Origin of the sequence: Thiomonas sp. 13-64-67 (genome assembly GCF_002282795.1) — a bacterium.
In the GTDB taxonomy this organism is placed as follows: Bacteria; Pseudomonadota; Gammaproteobacteria; order Burkholderiales; family Burkholderiaceae_C; genus Thiomonas; species Thiomonas arsenitoxydans.
In genome coordinates this window covers 1-25,796 of record NZ_NCKP01000052.1, presented here as the reverse complement: position 1 = coordinate 25,796, position 25,796 = coordinate 1, and the positions used below count along the sequence as shown (strand labels likewise).

The 25,796-nt window shown below is 65.4% G+C and carries 22 protein-coding genes and 2 pseudogenes; 9 read left to right on the top strand and 15 right to left on the bottom strand.

The genetic code is table 11. The features are described 5' to 3' along the window. From B7X30_RS11965 to B7X30_RS11950, 4 genes are all read right to left on the bottom strand, one after another. Positions 1-669: alpha/beta hydrolase (locus tag B7X30_RS11965; protein WP_286730857.1), on the bottom strand; the 669-nt coding region annotated here is incomplete at its 3' end. A 15-nt stretch (positions 670-684) separates the two neighbouring features. After that, positions 685-1,032: a (2Fe-2S) ferredoxin domain-containing protein gene (locus B7X30_RS11960; protein WP_013122081.1), complete on the bottom strand. Its 348-nt coding sequence runs from the start codon at positions 1,030-1,032 to the stop codon at positions 685-687. Positions 1,033-1,034: 2 nt separating this feature from the next. Next, positions 1,035-2,186: a VanZ family protein gene (locus B7X30_RS11955; RefSeq protein WP_286730854.1), complete on the bottom strand. Its 1,152-nt coding sequence runs from the start codon at positions 2,184-2,186 to the stop codon at positions 1,035-1,037. A gap of 42 nt (positions 2,187-2,228) precedes the next feature. Then, a complete protein-coding gene (locus tag B7X30_RS11950; protein WP_156054103.1) occupies positions 2,229-2,666 on the bottom strand; it encodes a CopD family protein in 438 nt (145 codons plus the stop codon). A 241-nt stretch (positions 2,667-2,907) separates the two neighbouring features. On the opposite strand from B7X30_RS11950, the gene hemB reads away from it, so the two are divergent. Both hemB and B7X30_RS11940 read left to right on the top strand, forming a co-directional pair. Then, on the top strand, positions 2,908-3,921 hold the full coding sequence (gene hemB / locus B7X30_RS11945; protein ID WP_286730851.1) for a porphobilinogen synthase: 1,014 nt from the start codon (positions 2,908-2,910) through the stop codon (positions 3,919-3,921). A 17-nt stretch (positions 3,922-3,938) separates the two neighbouring features. After that, positions 3,939-4,616 carry a cytochrome b/b6 domain-containing protein gene (locus tag B7X30_RS11940; protein ID WP_286730850.1) on the top strand — a complete coding sequence of 226 codons (678 nt, stop codon included), beginning with the start codon at positions 3,939-3,941 and terminating at the stop codon, positions 4,614-4,616. 2 nt (positions 4,617-4,618) lie between these two features. Here the strand turns inward: B7X30_RS11940 and thpR are convergent, their stop codons facing one another. After that, entirely contained in the window at positions 4,619-5,179 is a 561-nt protein-coding gene (thpR, locus tag B7X30_RS11935) for an RNA 2',3'-cyclic phosphodiesterase (protein ID WP_286730848.1), read from the bottom strand. 76 nt (positions 5,180-5,255) lie between these two features. On the opposite strand from thpR, the gene B7X30_RS11930 reads away from it, so the two are divergent. Next, entirely contained in the window at positions 5,256-6,266 is a 1,011-nt protein-coding gene (locus B7X30_RS11930; protein WP_286730847.1) for a ChaN family lipoprotein, read from the top strand. A gap of 31 nt (positions 6,267-6,297) precedes the next feature. On the opposite strand, the gene B7X30_RS11925 is transcribed toward B7X30_RS11930, so the two are convergent. The 6 genes and pseudogenes from B7X30_RS11925 to hyfB form a co-directional block, all read right to left on the bottom strand. Next, positions 6,298-6,816, bottom strand: coding sequence for an NADH-quinone oxidoreductase subunit B family protein (locus tag B7X30_RS11925; protein ID WP_286730846.1), 519 nt, complete (start codon positions 6,814-6,816; stop codon positions 6,298-6,300). A 7-nt stretch (positions 6,817-6,823) separates the two neighbouring features. Then, the gene (locus B7X30_RS11920) at positions 6,824-8,350 is read right to left on the bottom strand and encodes a hydrogenase large subunit (protein ID WP_286730843.1); all 1,527 of its coding nucleotides are present in this window, start codon (positions 8,348-8,350) and stop codon (positions 6,824-6,826) included. A 3-nt stretch (positions 8,351-8,353) separates the two neighbouring features. Beyond that, positions 8,354-9,808 (bottom strand): hydrogenase 4 subunit F, encoded by a 1,455-nt coding sequence (locus B7X30_RS11915; RefSeq protein ID WP_286730840.1) that lies wholly within the window; start codon positions 9,806-9,808, stop codon positions 8,354-8,356. Continuing rightward, positions 9,809-10,582 carry a formate hydrogenlyase gene (locus tag B7X30_RS11910; RefSeq protein ID WP_286730838.1) on the bottom strand — a complete coding sequence of 258 codons (774 nt, stop codon included), beginning with the start codon at positions 10,580-10,582 and terminating at the stop codon, positions 9,809-9,811. Positions 10,583-10,592: 10 nt separating this feature from the next. Further along, positions 10,593-11,555 carry a respiratory chain complex I subunit 1 family protein gene (locus B7X30_RS11905; protein WP_286730836.1) on the bottom strand — a complete coding sequence of 321 codons (963 nt, stop codon included), beginning with the start codon at positions 11,553-11,555 and terminating at the stop codon, positions 10,593-10,595. Then, positions 11,552-13,544 (bottom strand): annotated as a pseudogene (hyfB, locus tag B7X30_RS11900) (hydrogenase 4 subunit B). The gene B7X30_RS11905 and the pseudogene hyfB overlap by 4 nt, the downstream one beginning before the upstream one ends. Positions 13,545-13,611: 67 nt before the next feature. Here hyfB and B7X30_RS11895 point away from each other — a divergent pair. Both B7X30_RS11895 and B7X30_RS11890 read left to right on the top strand, forming a co-directional pair. Beyond that, positions 13,612-13,803: a ribbon-helix-helix protein gene (locus B7X30_RS11895; RefSeq protein WP_013104454.1), complete on the top strand. Its 192-nt coding sequence runs from the start codon at positions 13,612-13,614 to the stop codon at positions 13,801-13,803. A 72-nt stretch (positions 13,804-13,875) separates the two neighbouring features. Beyond that, positions 13,876-14,196, top strand: coding sequence for a DUF167 domain-containing protein (locus tag B7X30_RS11890; RefSeq protein ID WP_286730832.1), 321 nt, complete (start codon positions 13,876-13,878; stop codon positions 14,194-14,196). A gap of 66 nt (positions 14,197-14,262) precedes the next feature. Here B7X30_RS11890 and B7X30_RS11885 read toward each other — a convergent pair whose 3' ends face one another. Beyond that, on the bottom strand, positions 14,263-15,039 hold the full coding sequence (locus tag B7X30_RS11885; protein ID WP_286730831.1) for a spermine/spermidine synthase domain-containing protein: 777 nt from the start codon (positions 15,037-15,039) through the stop codon (positions 14,263-14,265). Positions 15,040-15,490: 451 nt separating this feature from the next. Here B7X30_RS11885 and B7X30_RS11880 point away from each other — a divergent pair, with 451 nt between their 5' ends. Continuing rightward, positions 15,491-16,423, top strand: coding sequence for a DMT family transporter (locus B7X30_RS11880; RefSeq protein ID WP_286730829.1), 933 nt, complete (start codon positions 15,491-15,493; stop codon positions 16,421-16,423). A 37-nt stretch (positions 16,424-16,460) separates the two neighbouring features. Here the strand turns inward: B7X30_RS11880 and B7X30_RS11875 are convergent, their stop codons facing one another. From B7X30_RS11875 to B7X30_RS11865, 3 genes are all read right to left on the bottom strand, one after another. Next, entirely contained in the window at positions 16,461-17,462 is a 1,002-nt protein-coding gene (locus B7X30_RS11875; protein WP_286730827.1) for a c-type cytochrome, read from the bottom strand. An 11-nt stretch (positions 17,463-17,473) separates the two neighbouring features. Beyond that, on the bottom strand, positions 17,474-18,763 hold the full coding sequence (locus B7X30_RS11870; protein ID WP_286730825.1) for a cytochrome c: 1,290 nt from the start codon (positions 18,761-18,763) through the stop codon (positions 17,474-17,476). A gap of 114 nt (positions 18,764-18,877) precedes the next feature. Further along, positions 18,878-19,669: a sulfurtransferase gene (locus tag B7X30_RS11865; protein WP_286730855.1), complete on the bottom strand. Its 792-nt coding sequence runs from the start codon at positions 19,667-19,669 to the stop codon at positions 18,878-18,880. Between the two features lie 58 nt (positions 19,670-19,727). Between B7X30_RS11865 and B7X30_RS11860 the strand changes: the two are divergent. The 3 genes and pseudogenes from B7X30_RS11860 to B7X30_RS11850 form a co-directional block, all read left to right on the top strand. Continuing rightward, positions 19,728-21,038: pseudogene (locus tag B7X30_RS11860) on the top strand (MFS transporter); the annotation flags it as partial. 72 nt (positions 21,039-21,110) lie between these two features. Beyond that, positions 21,111-22,475, top strand: a complete 1,365-nt coding sequence (locus tag B7X30_RS11855) for an MFS transporter (RefSeq protein ID WP_156054087.1) — start codon at positions 21,111-21,113, stop codon at positions 22,473-22,475. 115 nt (positions 22,476-22,590) lie between these two features. Beyond that, positions 22,591-25,671, top strand: a complete 3,081-nt coding sequence (locus B7X30_RS11850) for a heavy metal translocating P-type ATPase (protein ID WP_286730822.1) — start codon at positions 22,591-22,593, stop codon at positions 25,669-25,671. Positions 25,672-25,796: the final 125 nt, after the last annotated feature.

The window sequence follows — 25,796 nt, the reverse complement described above, 5'->3', positions numbered from 1 at the left end:
TGCCCCATGCCACTGACAGACCCAGTCGCGCAGGGGCAGCAGCAGGCCGTGGAAAAAATGCCCCGCGCCCGGAAACACGACCACGGGCAACTGCTGCGGCCGTGCCCAGTCGAGCACGCCGGACAGCGGCACCACATCGTCTTGCTCACCATGCAGCACCAACACGCGCTGTGCGAGCGGTGGAGCGTTGGTCGGCTTGATCTGCGGCACGTCGAAACGGGTGACGGCCGTGCCCACCAAAGTGAGATGCTGCAAGGTGGCGCCCCGCTGCTGCAAGGCCAGCGCACAACGCGCGGCGACGGCGGCGCCAAAGGAAAATCCGGCCAGCGCCAAGGGCAGCGCCTCGCGCTCAAGCCCGGCTTGCTGCGCGACCTGAGGAATGAAGTCGTCGAACACGGCCAGCAGATCGGCGGTCTCGCCCACGCCATTATCAAACGCTCCGGCCGTGGCGCCCACGCCGCGAAAGTTGGGCCGTACCGCCAAGAAACCGAGTTGCAGCCAGGCGCGGGCCAAGGTCTGCGCCACCTTGTTGTCGAGCGTGCCGCCGAACAGTGGATGAGGGTGCGCCACCAGCGCCAGCCCGCGGGGTGGCCCCTCGGGCGCATCGACCGCCACTTCGATCGCCCCCGCCGGGCCCTTCACCAGCAGCTTGCGGGTCTGCGCGTTCATTTGCATCGGCCCGGATTACTGATCCGCGTCGGGCGCGTCAGGGAGATCCGGCAGACGCAGACGCTCCACCACCTCGCCACGCAGCAGATGGCTTTGCACGATGTCATCGATATCGCTCTGATCGACATAGGTGTACCAGACGCCCTCGGGATAGACCACGCAGACTGGCCCCTCCTCGCAGCGATCGAGGCACCCCGCCCGGTTGACGCGCACCTTGCCCGCACCCGCCAGCCCCAGCGTCTTGACGGCTGATTTGCAGTGCTCGAACGCAGCCTCCGCCCCGCTGGCGGCGCAGCACGGCCGTGCGGCGCTGGCGTCGCGCTGGTTCAGACAGAAAAAAATGTGGTGTTTGTAATAGTTCATGATTAACCCAGATTGTCGTGGCGAACGGGCCGCAACGCTCGCGCCATCAAATAGATCAGAGCGGCGAACGGCCATAACCAACTCAGCCACTGCGGCAAACCATACAGCCGGATGAACAGACCTTGGCTCCAGGCCTGCAGATTCAGCGCGTAATACGGCCCCGGCCCCGACCCATTGATCCACCCCAGCGCCAACGCCAGACTGAGCGCGCCGACCGCAGCGCCCCATCGCGGCGGCAGATACGACAGCGGCAAGCCGATCATCAGCCCCAGCGCCACACTGCGCAGGGTGGGCACGGTCGCCCAGGCCAAGGCGTGTTCTGGGCCGAAACTCAAGGCGGCCGACAGGCTGACGGCCAGCAGGCCGGCGAAGGTCAGTGCCAGCGCCAGCCGCAGCCGGGGCGCGCCTGGCCGCAACAGCGCTGCAAGCAGCAAAAGCGAACCGGCGAGCATGGCCGCGGTGATGCTGCTCTGGCGCAGCCCGCTCATCGGCGCGAAATCCGGCAATCGCAGGCCGCTGTTGACAAACCACGCCGACAGAATGCGCCAGGTATCGGTATCGAGCGCAGGCTGCAACAGGGTCGGCCCGATCTGCCCGGTGCCGAACAGCACGGCGGCGGGCCAAAGCAGCGCCAGCGGCCATAGCGCCAACAGCAGCAAGCCATAGCCCACATGAGGCGCAAACCAGCGTTCCCGCCACAGCCGCAGCAGCGCCGCGAGCCGCAGCCGCGGCAGCAGCCAAGCACAGATCGCGGCGCCCAGCAGACCGCCGAGCGAATTGGTCAGCCAATCGAGGTTGGACGACACGCGCATGGGCAGAAAAGCCTGCGAAGCTTCCATGCCGAAAGACACGCTGCTGGCCAACGCGCTGGCCGCCAGCCACGATGCCCAGCGCGGCCAGCGTGCCGGCAGATTGCGGGCGATGAGATAGCCCAGCGGCAGATAGCCGCCGACATTGATCAGCAAGTCGCTGAAGGTGATGTAGCGCGGCAGCGGCGCGAGCACGAAATCAAACGGCATCAGCCCCTGCCAGCGCCATCCCGAAAAGGGATAGAGGCTGGCATAGACGATCAGCAGCACATAGCCCGCCAGCGCATAACGCATGAAGCGGGAAACCGGGCGCGCACTGTGCGCAGGGCGATGCGGCGAAGGCATGAGACAACATGAACGCCAGCAAGCGGCGCGCCCGTAAAACCGTCAGAACGGCTTGATGACCACCAGCGGAATGATGATGAACAGAATGATGGTGGGAATTTCGTTGAACCAGCGATACCACTTGTGGCTGCGGGTATTGGTTCCCTGCTCGAACTGGCGCAAGATGCGCTTGCACCAGAACATATAGATCACCAGCAGCACGACCAGGGTGACCTTGGTGTGAATCCAGCCGTTGCCCGGGCCGTGCAGGCCGATGCCGTAATACAGCCACAGCACCAGGCCGAGAATGATGGCCGGCCACATCAGGATGTGGGTGAAGCGGTAGAGTTTGCGGCCCATCATCAGCAGACGCTCGCGCTCGGCGGTGCTGTCAGCGGGCACCATGGCGAGGTTGACGAAAATGCGCGGCAGGTAGAACAGACCGGCGTACCACGCGATCACAAAAATGATGTGCCAGGTCAGCACCCACTGAAAAGCCATCTTGAACTCCCTTTCGCAGACAGAGTCGCAGTGTAAAAGAGCCTTGGCGCAAGCTTGTTGCCAGGGGACAAACGAATATTGCGGGCAAAAAAATCCCCGGCAGTGCTGGCCAGGGATTCAAGCCTTGAAACAAGGCCCCGCTCAGGGAGGAGAAGCGGGGGACGGCACATCTTGCAACGCACCATCCAGTTGAAAAAGATAGCATTCATCGCATCAAGTTCCACTCCATGACAAACCAAAGATGAAAAACTTTGTGAACCTGCCCGGATTTCCCGGCACCCGCATGCGGCGGCTGCGCCGCGACGACTTCAGCCGCCGTCTGGTACGCGAGCACCGACTGGCAGCGGACGATCTGATCTACCCGGTGTTCATCCTCGATGGCGAGAACCAGCGCCAGAGCGTGGCGTCGATGCCCGGCGTGGAGCGTTTGAGTGTCGATCTGCTGCTGCCGGTGGCCGAGGAATGCGTGAAACTGGGCATTCCGGTGCTGGCGCTGTTCCCGGTGATCGATCCCAAGCTCAAGACGCCTGACGGCATCGAGGCCGCCAACCCCGACGGACTGGTGCCCCGAGCGGTGCGCGCGCTCAAAGCGGCGTTTCCACAGCTCGGTGTGCTCACCGATGTGGCGCTCGACCCCTACACCTCGCACGGCCAGGACGGTCTGCTCGACGACACCGGCTACATCATGAACGAGCCCACCGTGGCCATGCTGGTGAAGCAGGCGCTGGCGCAGGCCGCCGCCGGAGTGGACATCGTCGCCCCAAGCGACATGATGGACGGCCGCATCGGCGCGATCCGCCAGGCGCTGGAGGCCGACAGCCATATTCACACCCGAATCATGGCCTACAGCGCCAAGTACGCCAGCGCGTTCTACGGCCCTTTCCGCGACGCCGTGGGCTCGGCGTCCAACCTCGGCAAGGCCGACAAAAAGGTCTATCAGATGGACCCGGGCAACTCCGACGAAGCCCTGCGCGAAGTGGCGCTCGACATCGCCGAAGGCGCCGACATGGTGATGGTCAAGCCGGGCATGCCGTATCTCGACATCGTGCGCCGGGTGAAGGACGAATTTCACATGCCGACCTTCGCTTATCAGGTCAGCGGCGAATACGCCATGCTCAAGGCAGCCGCGCAAAATGGCTGGCTCGACCATGACGCGGTGATGATGGAAAGCCTGCTGGCATTCAAACGCGCGGGGGCCGACGGCATCCTCACCTATTTCGCCGTCGAGGCGGCGCGCAAGCTGCGGCAAGGCTGAGCGCCCGGAGCCGCGCCATGAAAGTCCGAATCTGGGATCTGCCGCTGCGCCTGTTTCACTGGGCGCTGGCTGCCTGCGTGACCGTTTCCATCGTCACCGGGCTGATCGGCGGCAACGCCATGCAGTACCACTACTGGAGCGGCTACACCCTGATTGCGCTGCTGGTTTTCCGGCTGGTGTGGGGCGTGGTGGGCAGCCGTCACGCGCGGTTCTGGAACTTCGTGCACGGCCCCGGCGCCATTTGGCGCTATGTGCGCGGCGACGATCCGCGGCCCGAACATCTGCGCGTCGGCCACAACCCGCTGGGCAGTCTGTCGGTGCTGGCGCTGCTCACCGTAGTCGCGCTGCAGGTCATCAGCGGGCTGTTTGCGAACGACGAAATTTTCAACCAAGGCCCGCTGGCCAATTATGTGAGCGACCGCACCAGCGCGATTTTCACCTTCTATCACACCACCATCGGCCAGCCGCTGATCTACGCCCTCGTCGGCCTGCACCTCGCGGCCATTGCCTATTACGCCATTTTCAAACGCGAAAACCTGGTGCGCCCCATGCTCACCGGCGATATCGACACCGTGGCCGGCGTGACGCCCGCGCGCGACACCTGGCGGCTGCGACTGCTGGCCTTGCTCATCGTGGCGGCCGGTGGCGTGCTGGCGTGGTGGATTTCTACCCTGGGCAGCGTAGGCGGCTATTGAAGTCATCGATTGAGCGGCCAGCGCCCGATGACGTCGTAACGCCCGGTGCCCAGCACGGAGTGCACCAGCGCGAAGCCTCGAACCGTCCAGTGCAGCGGCGGGAAAGTGATCGGCGGCTGCGTCGCCTGCGCGCGCCGCGCCAGCGTGACATGCGGCGCGAAGGCGCGAGCGTCGAACGGCAGACCGCGCTGGCCGACCTGCTCCGCCAGCGCGGCGCGCAACGACAGCAATTCCGCCGGGGGCTGCGACGGCGCGAGGTGCGCGATGCCGCCGTGGCGCCACACCGCGGCCCGGTCGAGCGTGAGCGCGAAATCGGCCCAGTTGCGCGCAACCCGTTCGCCCACCTCCAGCAGCGTCGTCACCCGGTCTGCGGGCACCCCCTCCATGAACAACACGGTGAGATGCAGTTTGGCCGCAGCCGCCGGTCGCGCGGGCGGCGCCCAATGCCAAAGCGTCTGATGCTCGGCGATATGTCGGCGCAACGCCTGCCCCGGCCAGAGCGCGAAAAACAGCCGCAGCGCAACGGTTGGCTCAGGCGGGGGTTCGAGCGGCGTGTCAAACATGGGGCTTGACCTGTCTGAATGGGGGAATAGCGGCTTGCGCTAAGGTTCGTCTCGTCATGCTACTCAACCTCCTGCCATGCCAAGCCGCCACGCTCCTACCCCGCCGTCTTCGTCTCCAGATGCCAACCGCAGGCGTCTGAACCTCGCCCTCGGCCTGGCCGCGGGCGGGCCGCTCTGGCTCGGGAGTCTGGCGGCGCAGGCCGCCGCCTTGCCGCCGCTGCCGCGCTACACCCAGCCGGTCGAAGCCCATTCGCCACTGGTCGGCCGCATTCTGCAAAGCGGTCAGCAATTCATCGCCCCGCAACAACTGGTCAGTGACTGCGGACGGGCCGCTCTCTGCATGCTGGGCGAGCAGCACGATCACCCCGATCATCACGCGGTGCAGGCCTGGATCATTACCGCCCTGGCCCAGCGCGGCGATTTGGCCGCCGTCGCGCTGGAAATGGCGGACGCCGGGCAGCGTTTCGACGGCCCGCGCGACGCGCCTGAAGTCGTGGTGCGCGAGCGACTGCAATGGAACGAAGACGGTTGGCCGTGGAAGCTGTACGCCGCGCCGGTGATGGCCGCGGTGCGCGCCGGGGTGCCGGTGGTCGGCGTCAACCTGCCGCAAGCCGCAATGCGCCCCGCCATGCAGCAGGCCCATTGGGACGCCAGCGTGCCGCCTGCGGTGCGCCAGCGCATTCTCGACGACGTGGCCGAAAGCCATTGCGGCCTACTGCCCGCCTCGCAACTTCCGGCGATGGCGCGCATCCAGTTCGCCCGCGACGACAGCATGGCCGCGCACAGCCTGGCGCTGGCGCGGCCGGGCAAGACTGTGGTGCTGCTCACCGGCAGCTTCCACGCCAACCGGACCCTCGGCATCGCGCTGCATCTGGCAGCGCATGCGGCGCAGACCCCGCCGGGGGTGGCGCAGCCGCTTGCAGTGTTCAGCCTGCTGCTGCAAGGCCTGGCGCCCGATACGCAGGCCGAGCTCCCAGCGGGCTATGACGCGGTGTGGTTCACCCCCGGCACCCCGCCGATCGACCACTGCGCCGAACTGCGACGAATGATGCAGGGCGAGAAGCCATCGGGCCAGCCAAAACCCTAAAACGTCTTGTGGCGCAGCGTTTGCCGCCGGGTCAGGCCCGCCGCTGCACCGCCTGCAGGATGCCTTGCAACAAGGCCACCGGGCTGGGCGGACAGCCGGGCACGGTGACGTCCACCGGCAGCACCTCGGCCACCCGGCCGCAGACCGCGTAGCCCTGACTGTGCACGCCGCAACCCGCTGCGCAATCACCTGCGGCGACCACCAGCCGGGGCTCGGGCATGGCGTCATAGGTGCGGCGCAGCGCCAGCTCCATATGGCGCGACACCGGGCCGGTGACGAGCAGCAGGTCGGCGTGGCGCGGGCTGGCGACGAAATGCACCCCCAGACCTTCGAGGTTGTAGTAGGGATTGGACAGGGCGTTGATCTCCAGTTCGCAGCCGTTACACGAACCGGCATCGACCACGCGGATGGCCAGCGCCCGCCCGATCAGATGCAACAGATCAGCCGAAATGCGCTGCACTTCGGCGTCGGGCGGCACTGGCAAGGACGAGATTTTCGGAGCCTCGCTGATGCGGCCCACGCGGGCGATTTGTCGCAGGGTCTTCCACATGGCGGCCTCAGAGATCGTGTCCGGAATAGGACAGATTGAAGGATTTGTTGATCAGCGGAAAGTCGGGGACGATATCGCCGATCACCGCCCATTCGATGGCCGGCCAGTTCTGCCACGACGGATCGTGCGGGTGGCAGCGGGCGATGCGTCCCTGCGAGTCGGCCTCCAGCGCGATGCATTGCGGCCCGCGCCAGCCCTCCACCAGGCCCAGCGCCAAACCGGGGGCCACGGTTTGCGGCCAATCTGCCCGCACGCTGCCGCCGGGCAGACTGGCCAGCAGGTCGCCGCACAGCCGCAGGCTGGTGAACACTTCGGCAAATCGCACCGCCACGCGCGCGCCGACGTCGCCCTCCTGCGCCTGCGCCACCTCCACGCCCAGCGCGGCGTAGGGCGCAAAGCCCGCAGCGGTGCGCAAATCCAGCGCCTGCCCGCTGGCGCGCCCGGCCAAGCCGATCATGCCCAGCCGCGCCGCCAGCTCGGGCAAGACCCGGCCCGTGGTCTTGAAGCGGTCTTGCAGACCTTCGTGCTGATCCAGGATGTCCTTGAGCCGCCGCACTTCCCCGCCGAGCAACACCCCCTGGTTGTGCAGCATGGCCACGACGTCGGCGTCCAGATCGAGACCCACGCCGCCGGGCTGCACCGCGTCCATCGGATAGCGTGCGCCGAACGCCCGCACGTTGAGGCGCAACACGTCTTCCTTCAAACGACCGAACTGCGCCAGCGCAAAGCCGAAGCCGCCGTCGTTGGCAATGGCGCCGATGTCGCCCAGATGATTGGCCAGGCGCTCGCGTTCAAGCAGCAACGCGCGCAGATGAAGCGCGCGCGGCGGCGGCTGCACCCCGGCCAGCGTCTCGCAGGCCATGCAATACGCCCAGGCATTGGCCACGGCGCTGTCGCCGCTCAGCCGCGCAGCCAGGCGCACGCCATCGTGCAGGGTCATGCCTTCGAAGCGCTTTTCCACTCCCTTGTGGGTGAAACCAAAGCGTTCCTCCAGCCGCAGGATTTTTTCGCCGACGATGGAAAAGCGCCACTGCCCCGGCTCGATCACCCCAGCGTGCACCGGCCCGACCGCCACTTCGTGCACGCCGTCGCCATCGACCGGGACGAAGGCGTAGTGTTCGGCCTGCGGCTGGCCGCAGGGCGTCGGCGGCAGGGCGGCATCGTGCCGCAGTGGATAGACGTCGGCGCCCCAGGCGGTGTGACGCAGCCAGGGACGCGGGTCCATGCCCTGCGCCTGCACCCCCAGCAGGTCGCGCAGGGCGCGCTGCAGGCGGTCGGCCACGGGAAATTCGGCGTGCAGCCCAGGGTAATGCGTCACCCCCGAAGCCAGATCGAGCTGCAGCAGCGACAAACCCTGCTCCTCCAGCCAGCAGGCATACAGCGACATGCCGCCAGACGACGCATCGCGCGCGTCCTTGCCCCACAGGGTGAGCAGCCGAGCGCCGCGCGCGGCGGCAGCCTGAATCTGGGCGGACCAGCCCAGCGCATCCACGCGGTGGTGTTCGACGGGAAGAATGGCGCAGCGAGCTTGCATGGCTCAACCCCCGATCATCGCCGCTGCGGTGTGCCACCAGGACACCAGGAACTGCGGCATCCACAGCCCGAGCAGCAACACCAGCGCCAGATGCACAAACACCGGCACCATATTGGGCGCATGCGAGAGTTCACGCAGGTTGCTGCGGCCAAACACCATGCCCTGCCCACGCAAAAACAAGGCGCCGAAGGCCACGCCCAGCCCGAGCAGCAAAATGGGCGTGGCCCAGGGCTGCTGCTGCATCGCCGTGGTGAGAATGAGAAATTCACTGGCGAACACGGAAAACGGCGGCATGCCCGCGATCGCCAGCACACCGATCATCAAACCCCAGCCCAGCGCGGGCGACTGCTCGCGCAGCCCTTGAATGTCGTCGATGCGCTGGCTGTGCGCTTTTTGCGACGCGTGGCCGGTGGTGTAGAAAATGGCGCTCTTAGTCAGCGCGTGGCCGGTCATGTGCAGCAGCGCAGCGAAGTTGGCCAGCGGCCCGCCCATGCCGAAAGCAAAAGTGATGATGCCCATGTGTTCGATGGATGAGTAGGCGAACATGCGCTTGACGTCTTTTTGCCGCCACAGCAAAAACGCGCCGACCAGCACCGAGAACAAGCCGAAAGCCATGAGCATCTGCCCCGGCCATGCGGCGTGCAAGCTGCCCTCGACCAGCACCTTGCTACGCATGACCGCATACAGCGCCACATTGAGCAACAAGCCCGACAGCACCGCCGACACCGGCGTGGGCCCCTCGGCGTGCGCATCGGGCAGCCAGCTATGCAAGGGAGCTAAGCCGACCTTGGTGCCGTAGCCCACCAGCAAAAAGACGAAGGCGATGCCGATGATGCCCGGCTCCAGCCGGCCTTTGACCGCATCGAGCTGCGTCCACAGCAACGCGTTCATGCCCGCGTGGCCCAGCACCCGCTCCGCCGCGAAATACAGCAGCACGGTGCCGAACAGCGCCAGCGCGATGCCTACGCCACACAGGATGAAGTATTTCCACGCCGCCTCCAGGCTGGCCTTGGTGCGGTAGAGCGAAACCAGCAGCACGGTGGTCAGCGTGGCCGCCTCCATCGCCACCCAGAGCAGGCCGAGATTGTTGGTGGTCAGCGCCAGCAGCATGGTGAACATGAAGGCCTGGTACATGCTGTGATAAAGCCGCAGCCGCGCTGCGGTCAGCCGCCCGCGGTCTTGCTCGATGCGCATATAGGGCCGGGAAAACGCCGCCGTGGTCATGCCGACAAAGGCAGTGAGCGTCACCAGAAACACATTGAACGGATCGATGAAAAACTGCTCGGCAAACACCAGCATCGGCCCCTGAAAAATAACCCGCGCCGTCAACACGCAGGCGGCGACGAAGGTGGCGGCGCTGAAGGCCAGATTGATCCAGGGCGCGAAGCCGCGCTGGCCGACGAGGGCCAGCACCGCAGCGCCGAGCAGGGGGATCGCGAGGACGATGAGCAGTTCCATTCAGTCCTCTTTGAGTGATTCCATGTTTTGCAGATCCAGGCTGTCGAACTGTTCCCGAATCTGGAAAAAGAAAATTCCCAGGATGAACACGCCGACCAGCACGTCCAGCCCGATGCCCAGTTCCACCACCATGGGCATGCCCTGCGTGGCACTAGTGGCCGCGAACAGCAGGCCGTTTTCCATGGCCAGAAAACCCACCACTTGCGCCACGGCCTTGCGCCGCACGATCATCATCAGGAAAGCCAGCAGCACCAGCGCCAGCGCGATGCCCAGGGTGCCGCGCATGGCCTCGCCAGCGAAGCGGGAAATGGGCTGCGCCAGAACAAAAGAAAAAATCACCAGCACGATGCCGATGAGCTGCAGGGTGGGAATGTTCACCAGGGTTTCGGTATCCCATTCGGCGTGCAGGCGGCGGATCAGCTTGTGCAGCACCAACGGCAGCACGATGACTTTGAGCAGCAGGGTGAGCGCGGCAGACTGATAGAGCTCGGCATCGCCCGTCGAGTAGGCCACGACGACGGTGCTGGCCACGAGCAAAGCACCCTGCGCCGCAAACAGATTGACCAGATTGACCACTCGGCGCTGCGCCAGCATGGCGAAAGACAGCAGCAACAGCAAGGCGGCGATCAGGTGGATGAGCTGGGTGCTCAGCGGCAGAGCGGGCAGACCGGAAACGGACAACGCCGCGGCCGAAGCCGCAGACGAAGCCGCTGACGACGCGGCCGAGAAGGCCGCGGCTGCGGAGGCGGAAACGAGCGGAGCGAGAACGGTCATGGCATCAGGCTCAATGCGAAAGCATCAGCCGCACCAGCAGGCCGAGCACGGCGAGCAAAAATGCGGTGCCGAGAAATTCGGGATCGCGGAAGATGCGCAGCTTGGCGCTGAGGGTTTCGATCAGCGCGATGCCGAAACCGGCGGCCGCCAGCTTGAGCAGCAGCGGCGGCAGCGCGGCCAGCAGCCACATCACGCCGTCGGCGTGGTTCGCCATACCCCAGGGCAAAAACAGCGCAAAGCCGATGCAGACATAGTTGAACAGCTTGAGACTGCTGGCCCACTCCACCAGCGCCAGATGCCGCGCGGAATATTCGAGCACCATGGCCTCGTGGATCATGGTGAGTTCAAGGTGGGTGGTGGGGTTGTCCACCGGAATGCGCGCGTTCTCCGCCAACAGCACCATGATGAAGGCTACGGCGGCGAACGCCAGACTGGCGTGCAGCGCCAGGTGCTGCGATTGCAGGTATTCGGCAATCGTCGGCAACAGGGTGCTGCCCGAGATCAGCGACGAGGTGAACACCACCATCAGCAGCGCGGGCTCGGCGAGAAAACCCACCATCATGTCGCGCCGTGCGCCCATGCTGCCGAAGGCGGTGCCGATGTCCATGCCGGCCAGGGCGGTGAACACCCGCGCCAGCGCAAACAGTCCCACCAGCGCAATGACGTCGGCCGCTTGCGCGAACGGCAGATCGGTGGACAGCGAGGGGATGATGGCCGCAGCCACCACCATGATGCCCATCAGCAAATACGGCACGACGCGAAACAGCGCCGTGGCCTCGTGCGCCAGCACCGCGTCCTTGCGCAGCAGCTTGGCGATGCGCGCATACGGCTGCCAGATGGGCGGCGCGCTGCGGTTGGACAGCCAGGCGCGGCACTGCGTCACCCAGCCGGACAGCAGTGGCGCCAGCAACACCGAAACGGCCACGGCCAGCAATTGGGTCAACAGCGGGGTCAGCAAGGCGAAAGCGCTCATCGCAGCACCACCATCAACAGCACCAGCAGGGTGAGGAAGCTGTAGAGCAGATAGACCGAAATCCGTCCCTGCTGAATCTTCCCGACCTGCCGCGCCAACCACAGCACCGCCTGCGCCGCCGGCGTGTAAAACTGCGGCCAGAAGCGGTCTTCCACCGACACGCGGTAGCGCGGCTCGGCGTCGTCCGGGCGCGGCAGTTCCACCCGCATCAGGAAGAACGGGCTGAACACCCGGCGGATCGGCTGGCCGAAACCCTCGGCCCGGCGCGCCGCAATCCCACGGCGCGGCGCGGCGCACACGCCCCGCATAGACGCGGTGGGTCAACAAGCCCGTCAAGCCGACGACCAGCAGGCCGACAAGCAGAATCGCCACAGGGCTGTACGACGCCCGATCCGGCGACAGCGGCACCAGCCAGAACCAGTTGCCCATTTGCGAGTGACCCGCTTGCGCCAACGGCTTGCCCAGCAACATCAGGTTGACCCGGTCGATGGCCTGCAGCACCCAGGTCGGGATCAGGCCCAGCAGCACACAGCCCGCGGCCAACCACAGCAGCCCGATGCGCTCCAGCCAGCCGACATCGTGCGCTTGCTCCAGTTGCGGCTCGCGTGCGCTGCCGAGAAAAATCACGCCATAGAACTTCACCATGACATAAGCCGCCAGCGCCGCCGTCAGCACCAGCATGGCCGCACCCAGCGGGATGAGCAAATTGAAAAACGGCTCGGGGATCTGTGGCGTGAACAGAAACGACTGCAACAACAGCCACTCGGCGACAAAGCCGTTGAGCGGCGGCAGCCCGGCAATCGCCAGCGTGCCGATCAAAGCCGTCCAGCCCACCCAGGGCATGGTCCGCAACAAGCCGCCGAGTTTTCCCAGACTGCGCTGGTGGGTGGCATGGAGCACTGAGCCGGTGGTCAGGAACAGCAGGCTCTTGAAAAAGGCATGGTTGAGCAGGTGGTACAGCATGGCGGCGAGCGCCAGCGCCGCAAACACCGCCAGCCCGACCCCGTGAAACACCAGCGCCAGGCCAAGAGCGGCGAAGGCAATGCCGATATTCTCGATGGACGAATAGGCCAGAAGCCGCTTCATATCGGTCTGCACTGCGGCGAACAGCACACCGAACAAGGCGCCGAACAGCCCTAGCGCCAGCAGCGGCACGCCCCACCACCACAGCGGCGCATGCAGCAGATCGAAGCTCACCCGCAGCAGGCCGTAGAGCGCGGTCTTGAGCATCACCCCGCTCATCAAGGCCGAAACCGGCGAAGGCGCAGCCGGGTGCGCCTCGGGCAGCCAGATGTGCAAAGGAACCAGGCCAGCCTTGGCACCAAAGCCGATGACCGCCAGACCGAAGGCCACGCTGGCCCAGGCCGGACTCAAGTGCGCGTGGCGCATCGCCTCGAACGTCAGGCTGGCAATGCCTCCCTGCATCATCACCCCGAAACACAACAGCAGGGCGATGGCCCCCAGATGCGCCAGCAGCAGATACACATAACCGGCGCTGCGGATTTCCGCCATGCGGTGCTGGGAAATCACCAGGAAGTACGACGCCATGGCCATGACTTCCCACGACAGCATGAAGCTGTAGGCATCGGCCGCGAGCATCACCATGCACATCGCCGCCAGAAACACGTGGTACTGCATGCCCAGCAGCCCCGGCGCCGTGCCCTCGCCCTCGCGGAAATAGCCCGAGGCGAAGGTGGAAATGCCCACGGTGGAGGCGCCCAGCAGGAACAGGAAAAATCCCGACAGCGCGTCCAGCCGTAAATGCAGCGGCAGACCCGGCAGGCCGATGGGCAACACCAGCGATTGCGGCGCAGCGAACAGCGCCAGCAGCCCGACTGCAGCCATCACCAGACTGCCCAGCGCGCCCAGCGGAAAAATCACCCGCGCCACCCAGCGCGTGGAACGCGGCGAAATGAAACCGGCCAACCCCATGCACACCCAAGCCGCCACCACACCCAGGGCGATGGGAAGAAGATCGGGCGCGTTCATACGGGAGTTGCGTGAAAATGAGATTCACATAAGATGTGCGCTAAATGCTAATCTCATTTCCATAAAAATGGAACAACGTACCAGCCGCCTCACTGTCTTGATCGACCCGCAGAAGAAGGAGTTGTTCGAGCGCCTGTGCGCGCGCGAGGACCAGACGCCGTCGCAAGTGGTGCGACGCCTGATCCGCGACTACATCGAGTTCAAGCTCGGGCGGCCCTGGCAGCCGGGCGAATCCATCGACGAGGCGCTCAAGCGCTGAGCCTCTACCGATGCAAAAACGCCGCTGCAAAACCGCAACAGGCTGCGCTGCTCCGCCGCAACGATCTCCCGCATGAAATCTCAGCAAAATCGAAGCGAGTCGTTCTTTTGGTGGGAAGGCGACACGCTGGTGGTCAACATTCTGGGAAAGCCCAGCGCAGGGGTCGATGCCATCGGCAAGCCCAAGGGGCCGCAACTCAAGGTGAGTGTGACGGCAGCGCCACGCGCTGGCCGCGCGACCGATCACATGGTGCGCTTCCTTGCCAAGGAGTTCGGCGTGCCGACCTCGGCCATCGAAGTGGTGTTCGGGCGCATGAATGTCAACAAGCAGTTGCGCATCCAGGCCCCGCAAAAACTTCCCGCTGTATTCCAGCAAACCAGCCTGCTGGATTGACTCGCCCGGTTTGATGCGTCCGGCCACGCGCCGGGGTTCAGCCCGCAATGCGATTGACCAGGAGGATCAACCGCCAGCACTCTCGCCTTGCTGCTTGAACAGCCTTGACGCCGCGGCGACTTGCGTCAACGCGGGCAGCAAAGCGGCGGCAGCAGCGGCGTCCAGGTGCTGGGGGAGGCGCATAGCACTCTGCCGTATCTGCTCAAAACCCAGGCCCTTGCGTGCAAAGACGATGCTGTTGCATCCGTCTTTGTCACCCGCCACCAGCACGGAGTCGCCAAAGCTGCGCCGGATGCGGTCCAGGTGGATGGCGTAGTGGTCGTGGCTGGATTGCAGATTGACCACCATGATGCCGCCCGGGCGCAGCAGCGCGCATCCATCATCGTAAAAACGCTGGGAACACAGGCTCTGCGGCAGGCCCTCGCTGTCGTAGCCGTCGACCATCAGGATGTCGCAGGCTGACGCACTGGTGCGCACATATTGCGCGCCATCGGCCCGCACGACGCTGAACCGATCGTCGTCGGAGGGGATATGAAACTCATCGCGCAGGGCAATGACATGCGGGTTGATCTCGACCACCAGGATGCGGGTCTGCGGCAGGTGGCGATAGCAGAATTTGGTCAGCGATCCCCCGCCCAGGCCAATCATGGTGATGTTTTGCGGTTCTGCCATGAACAGCAAAAATCCCATCATCATGCGCGTGTACTCCAAGTCCAACGCATCGGGGTCTCGAAGTCGCATGCTGCTTTGCACTTCGCAAATGGAGAAGTGCAAAGCCTTGGAATGCAGGGTGTCGTAGACAAAGGGCCTGACGTGGTGTGTTGACTCTTGGGATTCGGGCATGGATGGCGGCAAGGGATGAGCCACAGACAGATGTCAGTCAGCGTTTCGTTCATGATCCTGCCCGTGACGCAGGCGGAAAACGGCAGATGCCCAACCGTTTGTATGGGCATGAAAATCACATGGTATGTGCGTTCAATACGCATGTCATGCAAGTTTCAGGGAGGATATCTCCTTGCGCCAATCGGCCCGGGAAAATTCCACAGGGTGAGCCCCGATCGGTTTGCGGGCATGAGCCAACGGCCTGATCGACCAGCGACAATGCGCAAACAGGCTGTCGGACGACCGCCGGGCGTGCTGATCGCGAGCTGAGATGGGGCTATGAAGGTGCTGTGCGGCATTCTGCGCATCGGCTTTTGCCCCATCGCGTCGTCTTCGAGCCCGCAACTCCGCCGCCACTGGCCATTCCCACAGTCCTTTTTCCGCTTCACGCCCCAAGCCCGGCAGACTTTTTATGGATTTCCTCGTTCTCCTTCTCGGCGGCGCCGTGCTCGGCCTCGCTGGCGTGTTCGTGCGTCTGGCCGACACCACCGCCAACCTCGGCCCGTTTGCCAGCGCCTTCTGGCGCATGGCCGTGGCGGCGCCGTTTTTGCTGGCCTGGGCCGCGGTGCAATGGCAACTGCAGCGCAAGGCCCGCCCGGTTTCGGCCAGCCCCGCGCCTGGGCAAAATCCGCAATGGTTCAGCAAGCGCGCGGCACCGCCCGCCCCGCTGGCGCACTGGCCGACCTGGGGACTGGCGCTGTTTGCCGCGGCCATGTTCGCGCTCGATTTGGTGTTCTTCCACCTCGCGGTGACCTGGACTGCTGTGGGCAACGCCACGCTGGAATCGAACTTCGCTCCCGTGCTCATCACCCTGGCTTTCTGGATCATCACCCGCAACGCGCCGCAGCCGGTGTTTCTCGCCGGGTTGGCCGCAGCACTGGGCGGAGCGGCCCTGATGATCGGCCCCAACTTCGGCCACAGCCGCGCGCTGCTGGGCGATGCCAGCGGACTGGTGTCCGCCGTGTTTTACGCGGCGTATCAGGTGGGCATTCAGCAGGCGCGGCAGCGTCTGTCCACCGCGCCGCTGATGGCCGTCGTCACCCTGCTCGCCGCCGTGGTGCTCTGGCCTTTCGCCCTCGCCGAGGGGCGGATGTGGCCGACTGCGGTCATCGGCTGGGTGTGGGTGCTCGGGCTGGCGCTGCTGGTGCAGATCGGCGGCCAGGTGGTCATCGCCTACGCGGTACGCCGGCTCAACCCGGCGCTCTCATCCGTGGGCCTGCTGGTGCAACCGGCCATGGCGGTGGTGTATGCGTGGATTCTGCTGGGCGAGGCGCTGACCGCCGGTCAACTGCTCGGCGCGTGTCTGGTGTTGTGCGGGATTTATCTGGCGCGCAAGGGGATGTGAGCGAGGGTGTGAGCGCCCGTCATCCCCTCGCAAACCCTTATTTCCCGCCTGGCGGCTTGGGCGCTTTGGCGATTTCAGCCGGTGTGCAGTTACCCAACGACACGAGGCAATACCGCACGTCCTTGGGCGCGCCGCCCTTGGGCCAGTCGTAGATGGCGGCCGGGAAATCAGGCCGGGGCTGGTGCGAGAAGTAATCCGCAACGTCCACTGCATCCTGATCGCTCATGCGACCGACACCCGTTGGCGGATGCAGACTGTCGGCCACCGGCATGGCGCCTTTGACGAAACCGGCTGCGGTGTAGGTACGCGCCATGCCCGCGCCGATGTTGAACGAATCCGGCCCCCACAGCGGCGGGAAGACATACTCGCCTTTGGCGTTCTTGCTCCCCTCGCCGTCGATGCCATGACAGGCGGCGCAGCGCTCGGCGTAGATCGCCTTGCCGCGCACGGGGTCGGGCTTGATCGAAGTGCTGATTTTGTACAGGGCGGCACCCTTGACCTTGGCGTCGGCAGGAACGTCTTTGGCCATCCAGGCCATGAAGGCGAGCATGGCCTTCATTTCTGGGGAATTTTTGGGGATGGGCTTGCCGTTCATCGACCGCAACATGCAACCGTTGATGCGGTCCGCCATGCTCACCACCCGGGCAGCCCGAGGGTTGTACATGGGGTAGAGCGCGTTCTGACCCACAAAGGCCGAGGAGTGAGGCACGAAGCCGCCGCCCAGGTGGCAGCTCGTGCAATTCATCGCCGCGCCGACATTGTTGGGCAGCAGCTTCTTGGTCTGCGTCATCAGGCGATAGCCGTAGAGGATTTCCGCGCCGTTGGGTTCATGCGCCAACGTAGCGAGATCGGGCGCCTTGAAGGGCACTGTGTGCGTCGGCTTGGGTTTGGCGACCAAGGCCGGTGCGGCTGCTGCGGGTGAGGAGGCGGTTTGGGCCATTGTTGGCTGGGCCGCAATGCCCGCCAGCATGCTCGCTGCCAGCAGGGTGCGCATCGAGAGGTTGGCGCGTGGATGGGTTTTGGTTTTGCTGTTTTGCATGATGGTCTCCCTCAATGGGTTTTGGCGATGTCTGCGCGGACTTTCGCCACTTCGCTGGCGCTGACCGTCGCCCCGCTATTGCCCCAGCCGCTGCGCACGAAGGTGGCGATGTCGGCCACTTGCTGGTCGCTGAGCACACCCGCGAAGGCTGGCATGGTGAACGGATGAACGCCTTTGACCTCAGCGGTCTTTCCCCCCGCCAGAATCACATGGATCAAGTTGAGTGCATCACGCGACTCCACCGTAGGGTTGCCCGCCATGGCCGGAAACACGCCTGCGGCCCCTTCTCCATCGTTCTGGTGGCAAACCGCGCAATACTGCGCATAGGCCAGAGAGCCCGCGGAATGCAGGTCGGGTTGCGGCACGGGTGCGACCGGCTGCGGCGCCTTGGGCTTGTTCGGGTCGGCAGGCAATGATTTGAGATAAATCGCCACCGCCTCCAGATCGGCATTGGTCCAGTACTGCGAGCTGTGGTGGATGACCTCGGTCATGCTGCCCACCGCCGCGCCGCTGCTGTTGCGCCCGGTCTTGAGCAGTTGCACGATGTCGGCCACGCTCCAGTTCCCCAGACCGCCCACGTCATTGCCGCGCAGATTCCTGGCGTACCAGCTTTCAATTTTGGCGCCCGAGAGAAATAGCGAGCCGTTTGCACCGCTGGCGCTCAAGGCCTTTTCCTGCATGCCGATGCCGCGCGGGGTGTGGCAGGCGCCGCAGTGACCCAGACCCTCCGTTAGATAAGCGCCGCGATTCCATTGCGCGCCTTGTTTCGGGTCGGGCCGATAGACGTGATCCTCAGAGACGTACATCCAGTTCCAGATCGCCAACGGCCAGCGTATGGTCAACGGCCAGATCATGGTGGGCGGCTTGTTGGGCTGCGCCACAGGCTTCACGCCCTGCATGAAATAGGCGTAAAGCGCCTTCATGTCTTCGGGCGTGACTTTGGCATATGACGGATAGGGCATGGCCGGATAAAGATATTTCCCGCCGGGCGCGACCCCATGACGCACTGCACGATCAAAATCCTCTAAAGAGTATTTACCGATGCCATAAGTCGGGTCGGGGGTGATATTGCTCGAATAAATCGTGCCCACCGGCAGCGGCATGGGAAAACCGCCCGCAAACGGCTTTCCGCCCTGTACCGCGTGACAGGCGATACAGTCTCCGACCTTGGCCACATAAGCGCCCCGTTCGATTTCCTGCTGTGAAAACTGAGGAGCGGCCTGCGCCAAGCCGACTGCGCCGAATATCAATAGAAACCCAGATAAATAATGAAAACCGGATTTTTTATTTGTGACTTTCATGTGACCACCTCCATATATCCCGCATTTTGTGCAATGCAGCAGTTATGGAGGTAGCTTAATGCGGCGTCCCTTTATTTTTTTGATTCAGCGCAAGAGATGTAAGGGTTGTAACTTTTAACGATGCTGCGGCGCAGCGGGCGGGGCGATGGCGCCCTCGCTGGGCAGCAGATCGGAGCCGAGCACTTCGCGTTCGTCGAACACGAAGCAGCCGCCCTGGTAGTGCGCGGCGCCAACCTGCTCGAAGTATTTGAGGATGCCGCCTTCGAGCTGATAGACGTGCTCGATGCCGCAGTCCTGCATCAGCAACGCGGCTTTTTCGCAACGGATGCCGCCGGTGCAGAAGGTCACCACGGTCTGCCCGGCGAAGTCGGCGGCGTGCTCTTCGACAGCGGGGGCGAATTCGCTGAATTTGCCGATGCGAAAGTCCACGCAGCCGGCAAAGCTGCCGAGATCGCGCTCGAAAGCATTGCGGGTGTCGAGCAGCACGACCGGGCGGCCTTCGTCGTCGCATCCGGCGTCGAGCCAGGCCCGCAGGCGCTCGGGCGTCACCGCGGGGGCGCGCCCGGCTTCGGGGCGGATCTGCGGGCGGTTCAGGGTGATGATCTCGCGCTTGATTTTCACCTTCATGCGCTTGAAGGGCTGAGTTGCAGAGAGCGATTCCTTCGGGCGGAGGTCGGCCAGCCGGGCGTCGGCGCGCAAGGTGGCCATGATGGCGTCGATGGCGCCGCGCGATCCGGCGAGAAACAGGTTGATGCCCTCGGGCGCGAGCAGGATGGTGCCCTTGATCTGCAGCGCCGCGCACTGCGCCGCCAGTCGCGTCTGCAGCGCGGGCAGGTCGTCGAGGCCGACGAACTTGTAGCAGGAGATATTCACCACGGCGGGCGTGGCGCAAGGAGGTGATGTCATCATGGTGAGGAATTATCCGGCTGTGCCATCATCCGCCCTGCAACCCGACCCGCCGACCATGCCCCAATCCGCCCGCCCCAATCAATTCGCCCTGCTCGGCCAGCGCCGTTTCGCGCCGTTTTTCTGGACGCAGTTCGGCGGTGCGGGCAACGACAACCTGTTCAAGTTCGCCTTCACGGTGATGGTGGCTTACCGGGCCGAGGCCGCATCAGCCTTGTCCACCGGGCTGATGGTCAACCTCATCGCGGCGCTCTACATCCTGCCCTTCGTGCTGTTTTCCGCCACCAGCGGGCAACTGGCCGACAAGTATGACAAGGCGGTGCTGATGCGCCGCGTGAAGACGTTGGAAATCGCCATCATGGCGCTGGCGCTGTGGGGTTTCGTCACCGCCAACCTGCCCGCGTTGCTGGCCTGCGCCTTTGGCATGGGGCTGCATTCCACCCTGTTCGGCCCGGCCAAATACGCCTATCTGCCGCAGCATGTGAACAGCGCCGAACTCACCGGCGCCAATGGCATGACCGAGATGGGCACCTTCGTGGCCATTCTGCTGGGCAATCTGGCCGGCGGTCTGGTGATGACCTTTGAACGCGGCCCGCTGATCGCCGGGCTGGCCTGCGTGGCCGTGGCGCTGCTGGGCTGGACGGCGGCACGCTTCATTCCGCCCACCGCCGCGGTGGACCCGCAGTTGCGCATCAACTGGAACCCGTTCACCGAAACCGCGCGCAATCTGCGGCTGGCCGCCGCCGACCGCACGGTGCTGCAGGCGCTGCTGGCGATTTCGTGGATGTGGTTTTACGGCGTGGCGTTTCTCACCCAGTTTCCGGTGTTCGCCAAGGATGTGCTCGGCGGCAACGAGGCGGTAGCCTCGCTGTTGCTGGCGGTGTTTTCCATCGGCATCGCGCTGGGCTCGGTGGCTTGCGAATGGCTGGCGCGCGGGCGGGTGGAGATCGGCCTGGTGCCGCTAGGCGCCATCGGCATGACGGCGTTCGGCATCGATCTGTATTTCGCCACGCTGCACCTGCCGCACGAAGCCGTGCTGCAAGACGTGCTGCCCTTCGTGCGCGATCCGGCACACTGGCGGGTGATGCTCGACCTGTTTCTGCTCTCGGCCAGCGCCGGGATTTACAGCGTGCCGCTCTACGCCCTGATCCAGCACCACACCCCGGCCACGCATCGTTCGCGGGTGATTGCGGCCAACAACATTCTCAACGCGATTTACATGGTGGTGTGCTCGGGTTATTGCGCGGCGCTGCTGGTGGCCGGGGTGAGCGTGCCCGCGCTGCTGCTGAGCGTGGCGCTGCTCAATGCAGTGGCCGCGCTCTGGCTGATCTGGCGCCAGCCGCTGTACGGCCAGCGCTTTCTGGCCTGGGCGCGGCAAAGGGCGTGATCAAACAGGTTTGACCGACTGTGCGAACATGCCGGAGTTTTTTCCGCATCACGCATGGCTTCCACACCTCCGTCCCACGATCCGCCGCTGTCTGTCAACCAGTTCAAGCTGCTGGGCCAGCGCCGATTCGCGCCGTTTTTCTGGACGCAGTTCACCAATGCGGGCAATGACAACCTGCTGAAGTTCGCCTTCACCATGCTGGTGACCTACCGCGCCGAGGCGCAGACCGGGCTGCCCGCAGGGCTGATGGTCAACCTGATCGCCGCGCTGTATGTGCTGCCCTTCGTGCTGCTATCGGCCACTGCCGGACAACTGGCGGACAAGTGCGACATGGGCGTCATCATGCGGCGCATCAAGACCTTCGAGATTGTCATCATGCTCGCGGCGCTGTGGGGCTTCATTACGGTGAACGTGCCGCTGCTGTTGCTGTGCGTGCTGGGCATGGGGCTGCATTCCACCCTGTTCGGGCCGGTGAAGTTCGCCTATCTGCCGCGCCACCTGCACACGGCCGAGCTCACCGGCGGCAACGGCATGACCGAAATGGGCGGCTTTGTCGCCATTCTGCTGGGCAGCATGATTGGCGGGGTGCTGATGACCTATCCGCAAGGGCCGGTGTTTGCCGGGGTGGCCTGTCTTGTCGTCGCATTAGCCGGCTGGACGATGGCGCGCTTTGTGCCGCGCACCCCGCCGCTGTGCAGCGACACCCGCATCAACTGGAATCCGTTCAGCGCAACGGCGCGCAGCCTCAGGCTCGCAGCGGCCGACCGCCCCGTACTGGTCGCGCTGATCGCCATTGCCTGGATGTGGTTCTACGGCGTGGCCTTCCTCACCCAGTTTCCGATCTTCACCCGCGAGGTGGTGCACGGCAGCGAAGCGGTGGCGTCGCTGCTGCTGGTGATTTTCGCCGTGGGCATCGGCCTGGGCTCGGTGGCCTGCGAGTGGATGGCGCATGGCCGGGTGGAAATCGGCCTGGTGCTGGTCGGCGCCATCGGCATGTCGGTGTTCGGCATCGATCTCTACTTCGCCACCCAGAATCTGCCACACAACGGGCAGCTGCAAACCCTCACCCTGTTTCTGCGCGAAGGCGAGCACTGGCGGCTGATGGTCGATCTGCTGCTGGTTTCGGCCAGCGCCGGGATTTACAGCGTGCCGCTTTATGCCTTCATTCAGCACCGCGTGGCCGAAACCCACCGCGCTCGCGTAATCGCTGCCAGCAATATGCTCAACGCCCTGTTCATGATTGCCTGCGCGGCGTATTGCGCCGTGTTGCTCACCGCAGGCGTGGGCGTGCCGATGCTGCTACTCACCGTGGCCGTGTTCAACGCCCTGGTGGTGGCCTGGTTGGTGCGAACGCAGCCGGTGTACGGGCGGCGCTTCGTCGCCTGGGTGCTGCGCCGGAAAATGGCGGCGGGTTCTTGAGCGCCCGCTGATCTGCTCGGCTGATTTTCATTTCAACCACGGATCCCATTCCAACCCTATAGTCTTTAGTAAGGTGTAAAGTTTGCCTCTCCACCGTACCCGCCCGCGCCGCACCATGCCGATCCCCCAAGCCCGCTTTGAATCGTCCCAGCTCACCATTGGCGAGTTGGCGCAGCGTGCGCAACTGGGCGCGGAAACGCTGCGTTACTACGAACGTCTGGGACTGCTGGCTCCTACGCAGCGCACCGCCAGCGGCTACCGGCTGTACGCGCCGCAGGCCATCGAGCGGCTCGATTTCATCCGTCGGGCGCAGGCGCTGGGGTTTTCGCTGGCGCAGATCGGCGAGCTTCTGGCGCTGCACGCCCGGCCCGAGGCCGATATGGGCGCGGTGCGCACCCTCGTCGCGCAACGAGTGGCCGAGATCGACGCCAAGATGGACGATCTGCAGCGCATGAAAAAAGGTCTGCAGACCCTGCTCGACGCCTGCCCCGGCCACGGCCCCAAATGGAGAGCCGACATGAAAGCGCCTACCTCCCCCACACCAGACTTGGCCGCATGCCCGGTGGATCTACCGGAGACACCAGAGCCATCCGGCAAGGCCCCGGCCGCGGGCCAGACCCTGCGGCTCGATGTGGGCGGCATGACCTGCGCCTCATGCAGCGCTCGGGTGGAACGCGCCCTGAACAAGCTTCCCGGCGTACAAGCCGCCAGCGTCAACCTCGCCACCACGCAGGCCGAGGTGACATACGACCCGCAGGCCGCCACGCCGCAAGCCATTGCCGATGCGGTGAGCGCCGCGGGCTACACCCCGATCGTCGCCGAAGCCACGCTGGACGTGGAAGGCATGACCTGCGCCTCCTGCGTCGGCCGGGTGGAGCGTGCGCTGCGCAAGCAGCCCGGCGTGCTGTCGGCTACGGTGAATCTGGCGGTCAACCGCGCGCAGGTGCGTTATCTGCCCGCCATGCTCGACGCCCAAGCTCTGGCGCAGGCCGTGGTGGACGCGGGCTACGGCGCCCGTCCAGTGCAAGAGGGCGATGCCGCCGCCGAAGACGCCAGCGCGGCCGCCCACGCCCGGAATCTGGCGCGCATGCGGCGCGGCTTGCTCCTCGCTGCCGCGCTGGCCCTTCCCGTGCTGCTGCTGTCGATGCTGCCCATGCTCTGGCCCGCGCTCGACGCCGCGCTGCTGCGTGTCTCACCCGTTCCGCGTTTTTGGGACTGGGTGCAGTTCGTCCTCACGAGCGCCGTGCTGTTCGGCCCCGGGCGTCGGTTCTTCCGCACCGGTGCCATCGCCTACCGCCATCTCTCGCCCGACATGAATTCGCTGGTCGCCACCGGCACCGGAGCGGCCTGGGCTTACAGCACGCTGGTGCTGCTGGCGCCGCAATGGTTTGCCGCCGAGTCACGGCACGTGTATTTCGACTCCGCCGCCGTGGTGGTGGCGGTGATTCTGGCGGGCAAATATCTGGAAGAACTGGCCAAGGGCCGCGCCTCCACCGCCATCCACAAACTCCTCGGGCTGCAGGCCAAGCAGGCCACCCGTCTTGACGCACAAGGCGCAGAACAACAGGTCAGCCTCGCCGCGCTGCGCATCGGCGACCGCGTGCTGGTGCGCCCCGGCGAGCGCCTGCCGGTGGACGGCAGCGTGATCGAAGGCGACAGCCATGTGGACGAATCCATGCTCACCGGCGAGGCCGTGCCGGTGCGCCGCAAGCCGGGCGACCGGGTAGTCGGCGGCACGGTCAACGCCGAAGGCCGGTTGGTGATCGAAGCCACCGCGCTGGGCAAGGACACCGTGCTGTCGCAGATCGTGCGGCTGGTGGAAAGCGCGCAGACCGGCAAGCTGCCGGTGCAGCGCGTGGCCGACCGGGTGGTGGCCGTGTTCACCCCCGTGGTGCTGCTGATCGCCGCCGCCAGCTTCGCCGTCTGGCTGGCGCTCACCGGTGACGTGAGCGCCGCGCTGGTTGCGGCAGTCGCCGTGCTGGTGGTGGCCTGCCCCTGCGCCATGGGTCTCGCCACCCCGGCGGCCATTCTGGTGGGCAGCAGCCGCGCGGCCGAAATGGGCGTGCTGTTCCGCAAGGGCGAAGCGCTGGAAGCGCTGTCCCGCATCGACACCGTGCTGCTCGATAAAACCGGCACCGTGACGCTCGGCAAACCGGCGCTCACCGCGCTGCACAGCACGCTGCAAGACACCGAAGCGCTGCGCCTCGCCGCCGCGCTGGAAGCCGACTCCGAGCACCCGCTGGCCCGCGCGGTGCACGACGCCGCCGCGCAACGCGGCCTGACCCTTCCCACCGTGCAGAACTTCGCCGCCATTCCCGGCTACGGCGTGCGTGCCAGCCTCGACGGTCACACCCTGCTGCTGGGCGCGCGGCGGCTGATGGAGCGCGAAGGCATCTCGCTGAATACCCTGGGCGAGCAGGCCGACGCGCTCGAAGCCCAGGGCCAGACCGCGGTGTTTCTGGCGCAAGATCAGACGTGCATCGCCGTGCTGGGCATCTCCGACCCGCTCAAGCCCGAGGCCGTCGCCGTGGTGCAGGCGCTGCGCCAGCGCGGCCTGGCCATCGCCCTGGTCACCGGCGACGCCCGGCGCACCGCGCAGGCCGTGGCCGATGCGCTGGGCATTCAGGACGCCCCCGCCGCCGAGCCGTCTCAAGGCGGGGGCAGCCCCCTCGGGGGGCAGCGAGCGCATGCGAGCCTGGGGGTCTCCGTCCATGCCGAAGTGTTGCCGCAAGACAAGGCCCGCGTGGTCGCAGAACTGCAGGCGCAGGGGCGGCGCGTGGCCTTCGTCGGCGAAGGGCTGAACGACGGCCCCGCACTCGCCCAGGCCGATGTGGGCCTGGCGCTGGCCAGCGGCACCGACGTCGCCATCGAAGCCGCCGATGTCAGCCTGACTCGCGGCGATCTCGCCGCGCTGCCCAGCGCCATCGACACCGCCCGCAGCACCCTGCGCACCATCCACGGCAATCTGTTCTGGGCGTTTGCCTACAACATCGTGCTCATTCCCCTGGCCGCTGGAATCGCTGCGCCCTGGGGCGTGCACCTGCACCCCATGCTGGCCGGAGTGGCCATGGGCCTGTCGTCGGTCTTCGTGCTGGGCAACAGCCTGCGGCTCAAACGCCTTTCCCCCTGGCAGGCGCCGCAGGTCCATTCATCGGCACAATCAGCCCCACTTTCTGCCTTGATCCACACCCCCTAAAGGAGCTTTGACATGCCCTCCATCGTGTTTTCCGCCCAAGCCTGCTGCGCCTTCGACGACGCCATCACCCGCACCACCGAGGCGCTGAAAGCGCAGGGTTTCGGCATCATCAGCGACATCGATGT

Bases quoted from the DNA above. Each gene is read 5' to 3' on its own strand.
- B7X30_RS11960 (WP_013122081.1), bottom strand. From the start codon at position 1,032: ATGAACTATTACAAACACCACATTTTTTTCTGTCTGAACCAGCGCGAC.
- B7X30_RS11955 (WP_286730854.1), bottom strand. From the start codon at position 2,186: ATGCCTTCGCCGCATCGCCCTGCGCACAGTGCGCGCCCGGTTTCCCGC.
- B7X30_RS11950 (WP_156054103.1), bottom strand. From the start codon at position 2,666: ATGGCTTTTCAGTGGGTGCTGACCTGGCACATCATTTTTGTGATCGCG.
- hemB (WP_286730851.1), top strand. From the start codon at position 2,908: ATGAAAAACTTTGTGAACCTGCCCGGATTTCCCGGCACCCGCATGCGG.
- B7X30_RS11940 (WP_286730850.1), top strand. From the start codon at position 3,939: ATGAAAGTCCGAATCTGGGATCTGCCGCTGCGCCTGTTTCACTGGGCG.
- thpR (WP_286730848.1), bottom strand. From the start codon at position 5,179: ATGTTTGACACGCCGCTCGAACCCCCGCCTGAGCCAACCGTTGCGCTG.
- B7X30_RS11930 (WP_286730847.1), top strand. From the start codon at position 5,256: ATGCCAAGCCGCCACGCTCCTACCCCGCCGTCTTCGTCTCCAGATGCC.
- B7X30_RS11925 (WP_286730846.1), bottom strand. From the start codon at position 6,816: ATGTGGAAGACCCTGCGACAAATCGCCCGCGTGGGCCGCATCAGCGAG.
- B7X30_RS11920 (WP_286730843.1), bottom strand. From the start codon at position 8,350: ATGCAAGCTCGCTGCGCCATTCTTCCCGTCGAACACCACCGCGTGGAT.
- B7X30_RS11915 (WP_286730840.1), bottom strand. From the start codon at position 9,808: ATGGAACTGCTCATCGTCCTCGCGATCCCCCTGCTCGGCGCTGCGGTG.
- B7X30_RS11910 (WP_286730838.1), bottom strand. From the start codon at position 10,582: ATGACCGTTCTCGCTCCGCTCGTTTCCGCCTCCGCAGCCGCGGCCTTC.
- B7X30_RS11905 (WP_286730836.1), bottom strand. From the start codon at position 11,555: ATGAGCGCTTTCGCCTTGCTGACCCCGCTGTTGACCCAATTGCTGGCC.
- B7X30_RS11895 (WP_013104454.1), top strand. From the start codon at position 13,612: ATGGAACAACGTACCAGCCGCCTCACTGTCTTGATCGACCCGCAGAAG.
- B7X30_RS11890 (WP_286730832.1), top strand. From the start codon at position 13,876: ATGAAATCTCAGCAAAATCGAAGCGAGTCGTTCTTTTGGTGGGAAGGC.
- B7X30_RS11885 (WP_286730831.1), bottom strand. From the start codon at position 15,039: ATGCCCGAATCCCAAGAGTCAACACACCACGTCAGGCCCTTTGTCTAC.
- B7X30_RS11880 (WP_286730829.1), top strand. From the start codon at position 15,491: ATGGATTTCCTCGTTCTCCTTCTCGGCGGCGCCGTGCTCGGCCTCGCT.
- B7X30_RS11875 (WP_286730827.1), bottom strand. From the start codon at position 17,462: ATGCAAAACAGCAAAACCAAAACCCATCCACGCGCCAACCTCTCGATG.
- B7X30_RS11870 (WP_286730825.1), bottom strand. From the start codon at position 18,763: ATGAAAGTCACAAATAAAAAATCCGGTTTTCATTATTTATCTGGGTTT.
- B7X30_RS11865 (WP_286730855.1), bottom strand. From the start codon at position 19,669: ATGACATCACCTCCTTGCGCCACGCCCGCCGTGGTGAATATCTCCTGC.
- B7X30_RS11855 (WP_156054087.1), top strand. From the start codon at position 21,111: ATGGCTTCCACACCTCCGTCCCACGATCCGCCGCTGTCTGTCAACCAG.
- B7X30_RS11850 (WP_286730822.1), top strand. From the start codon at position 22,591: ATGCCGATCCCCCAAGCCCGCTTTGAATCGTCCCAGCTCACCATTGGC.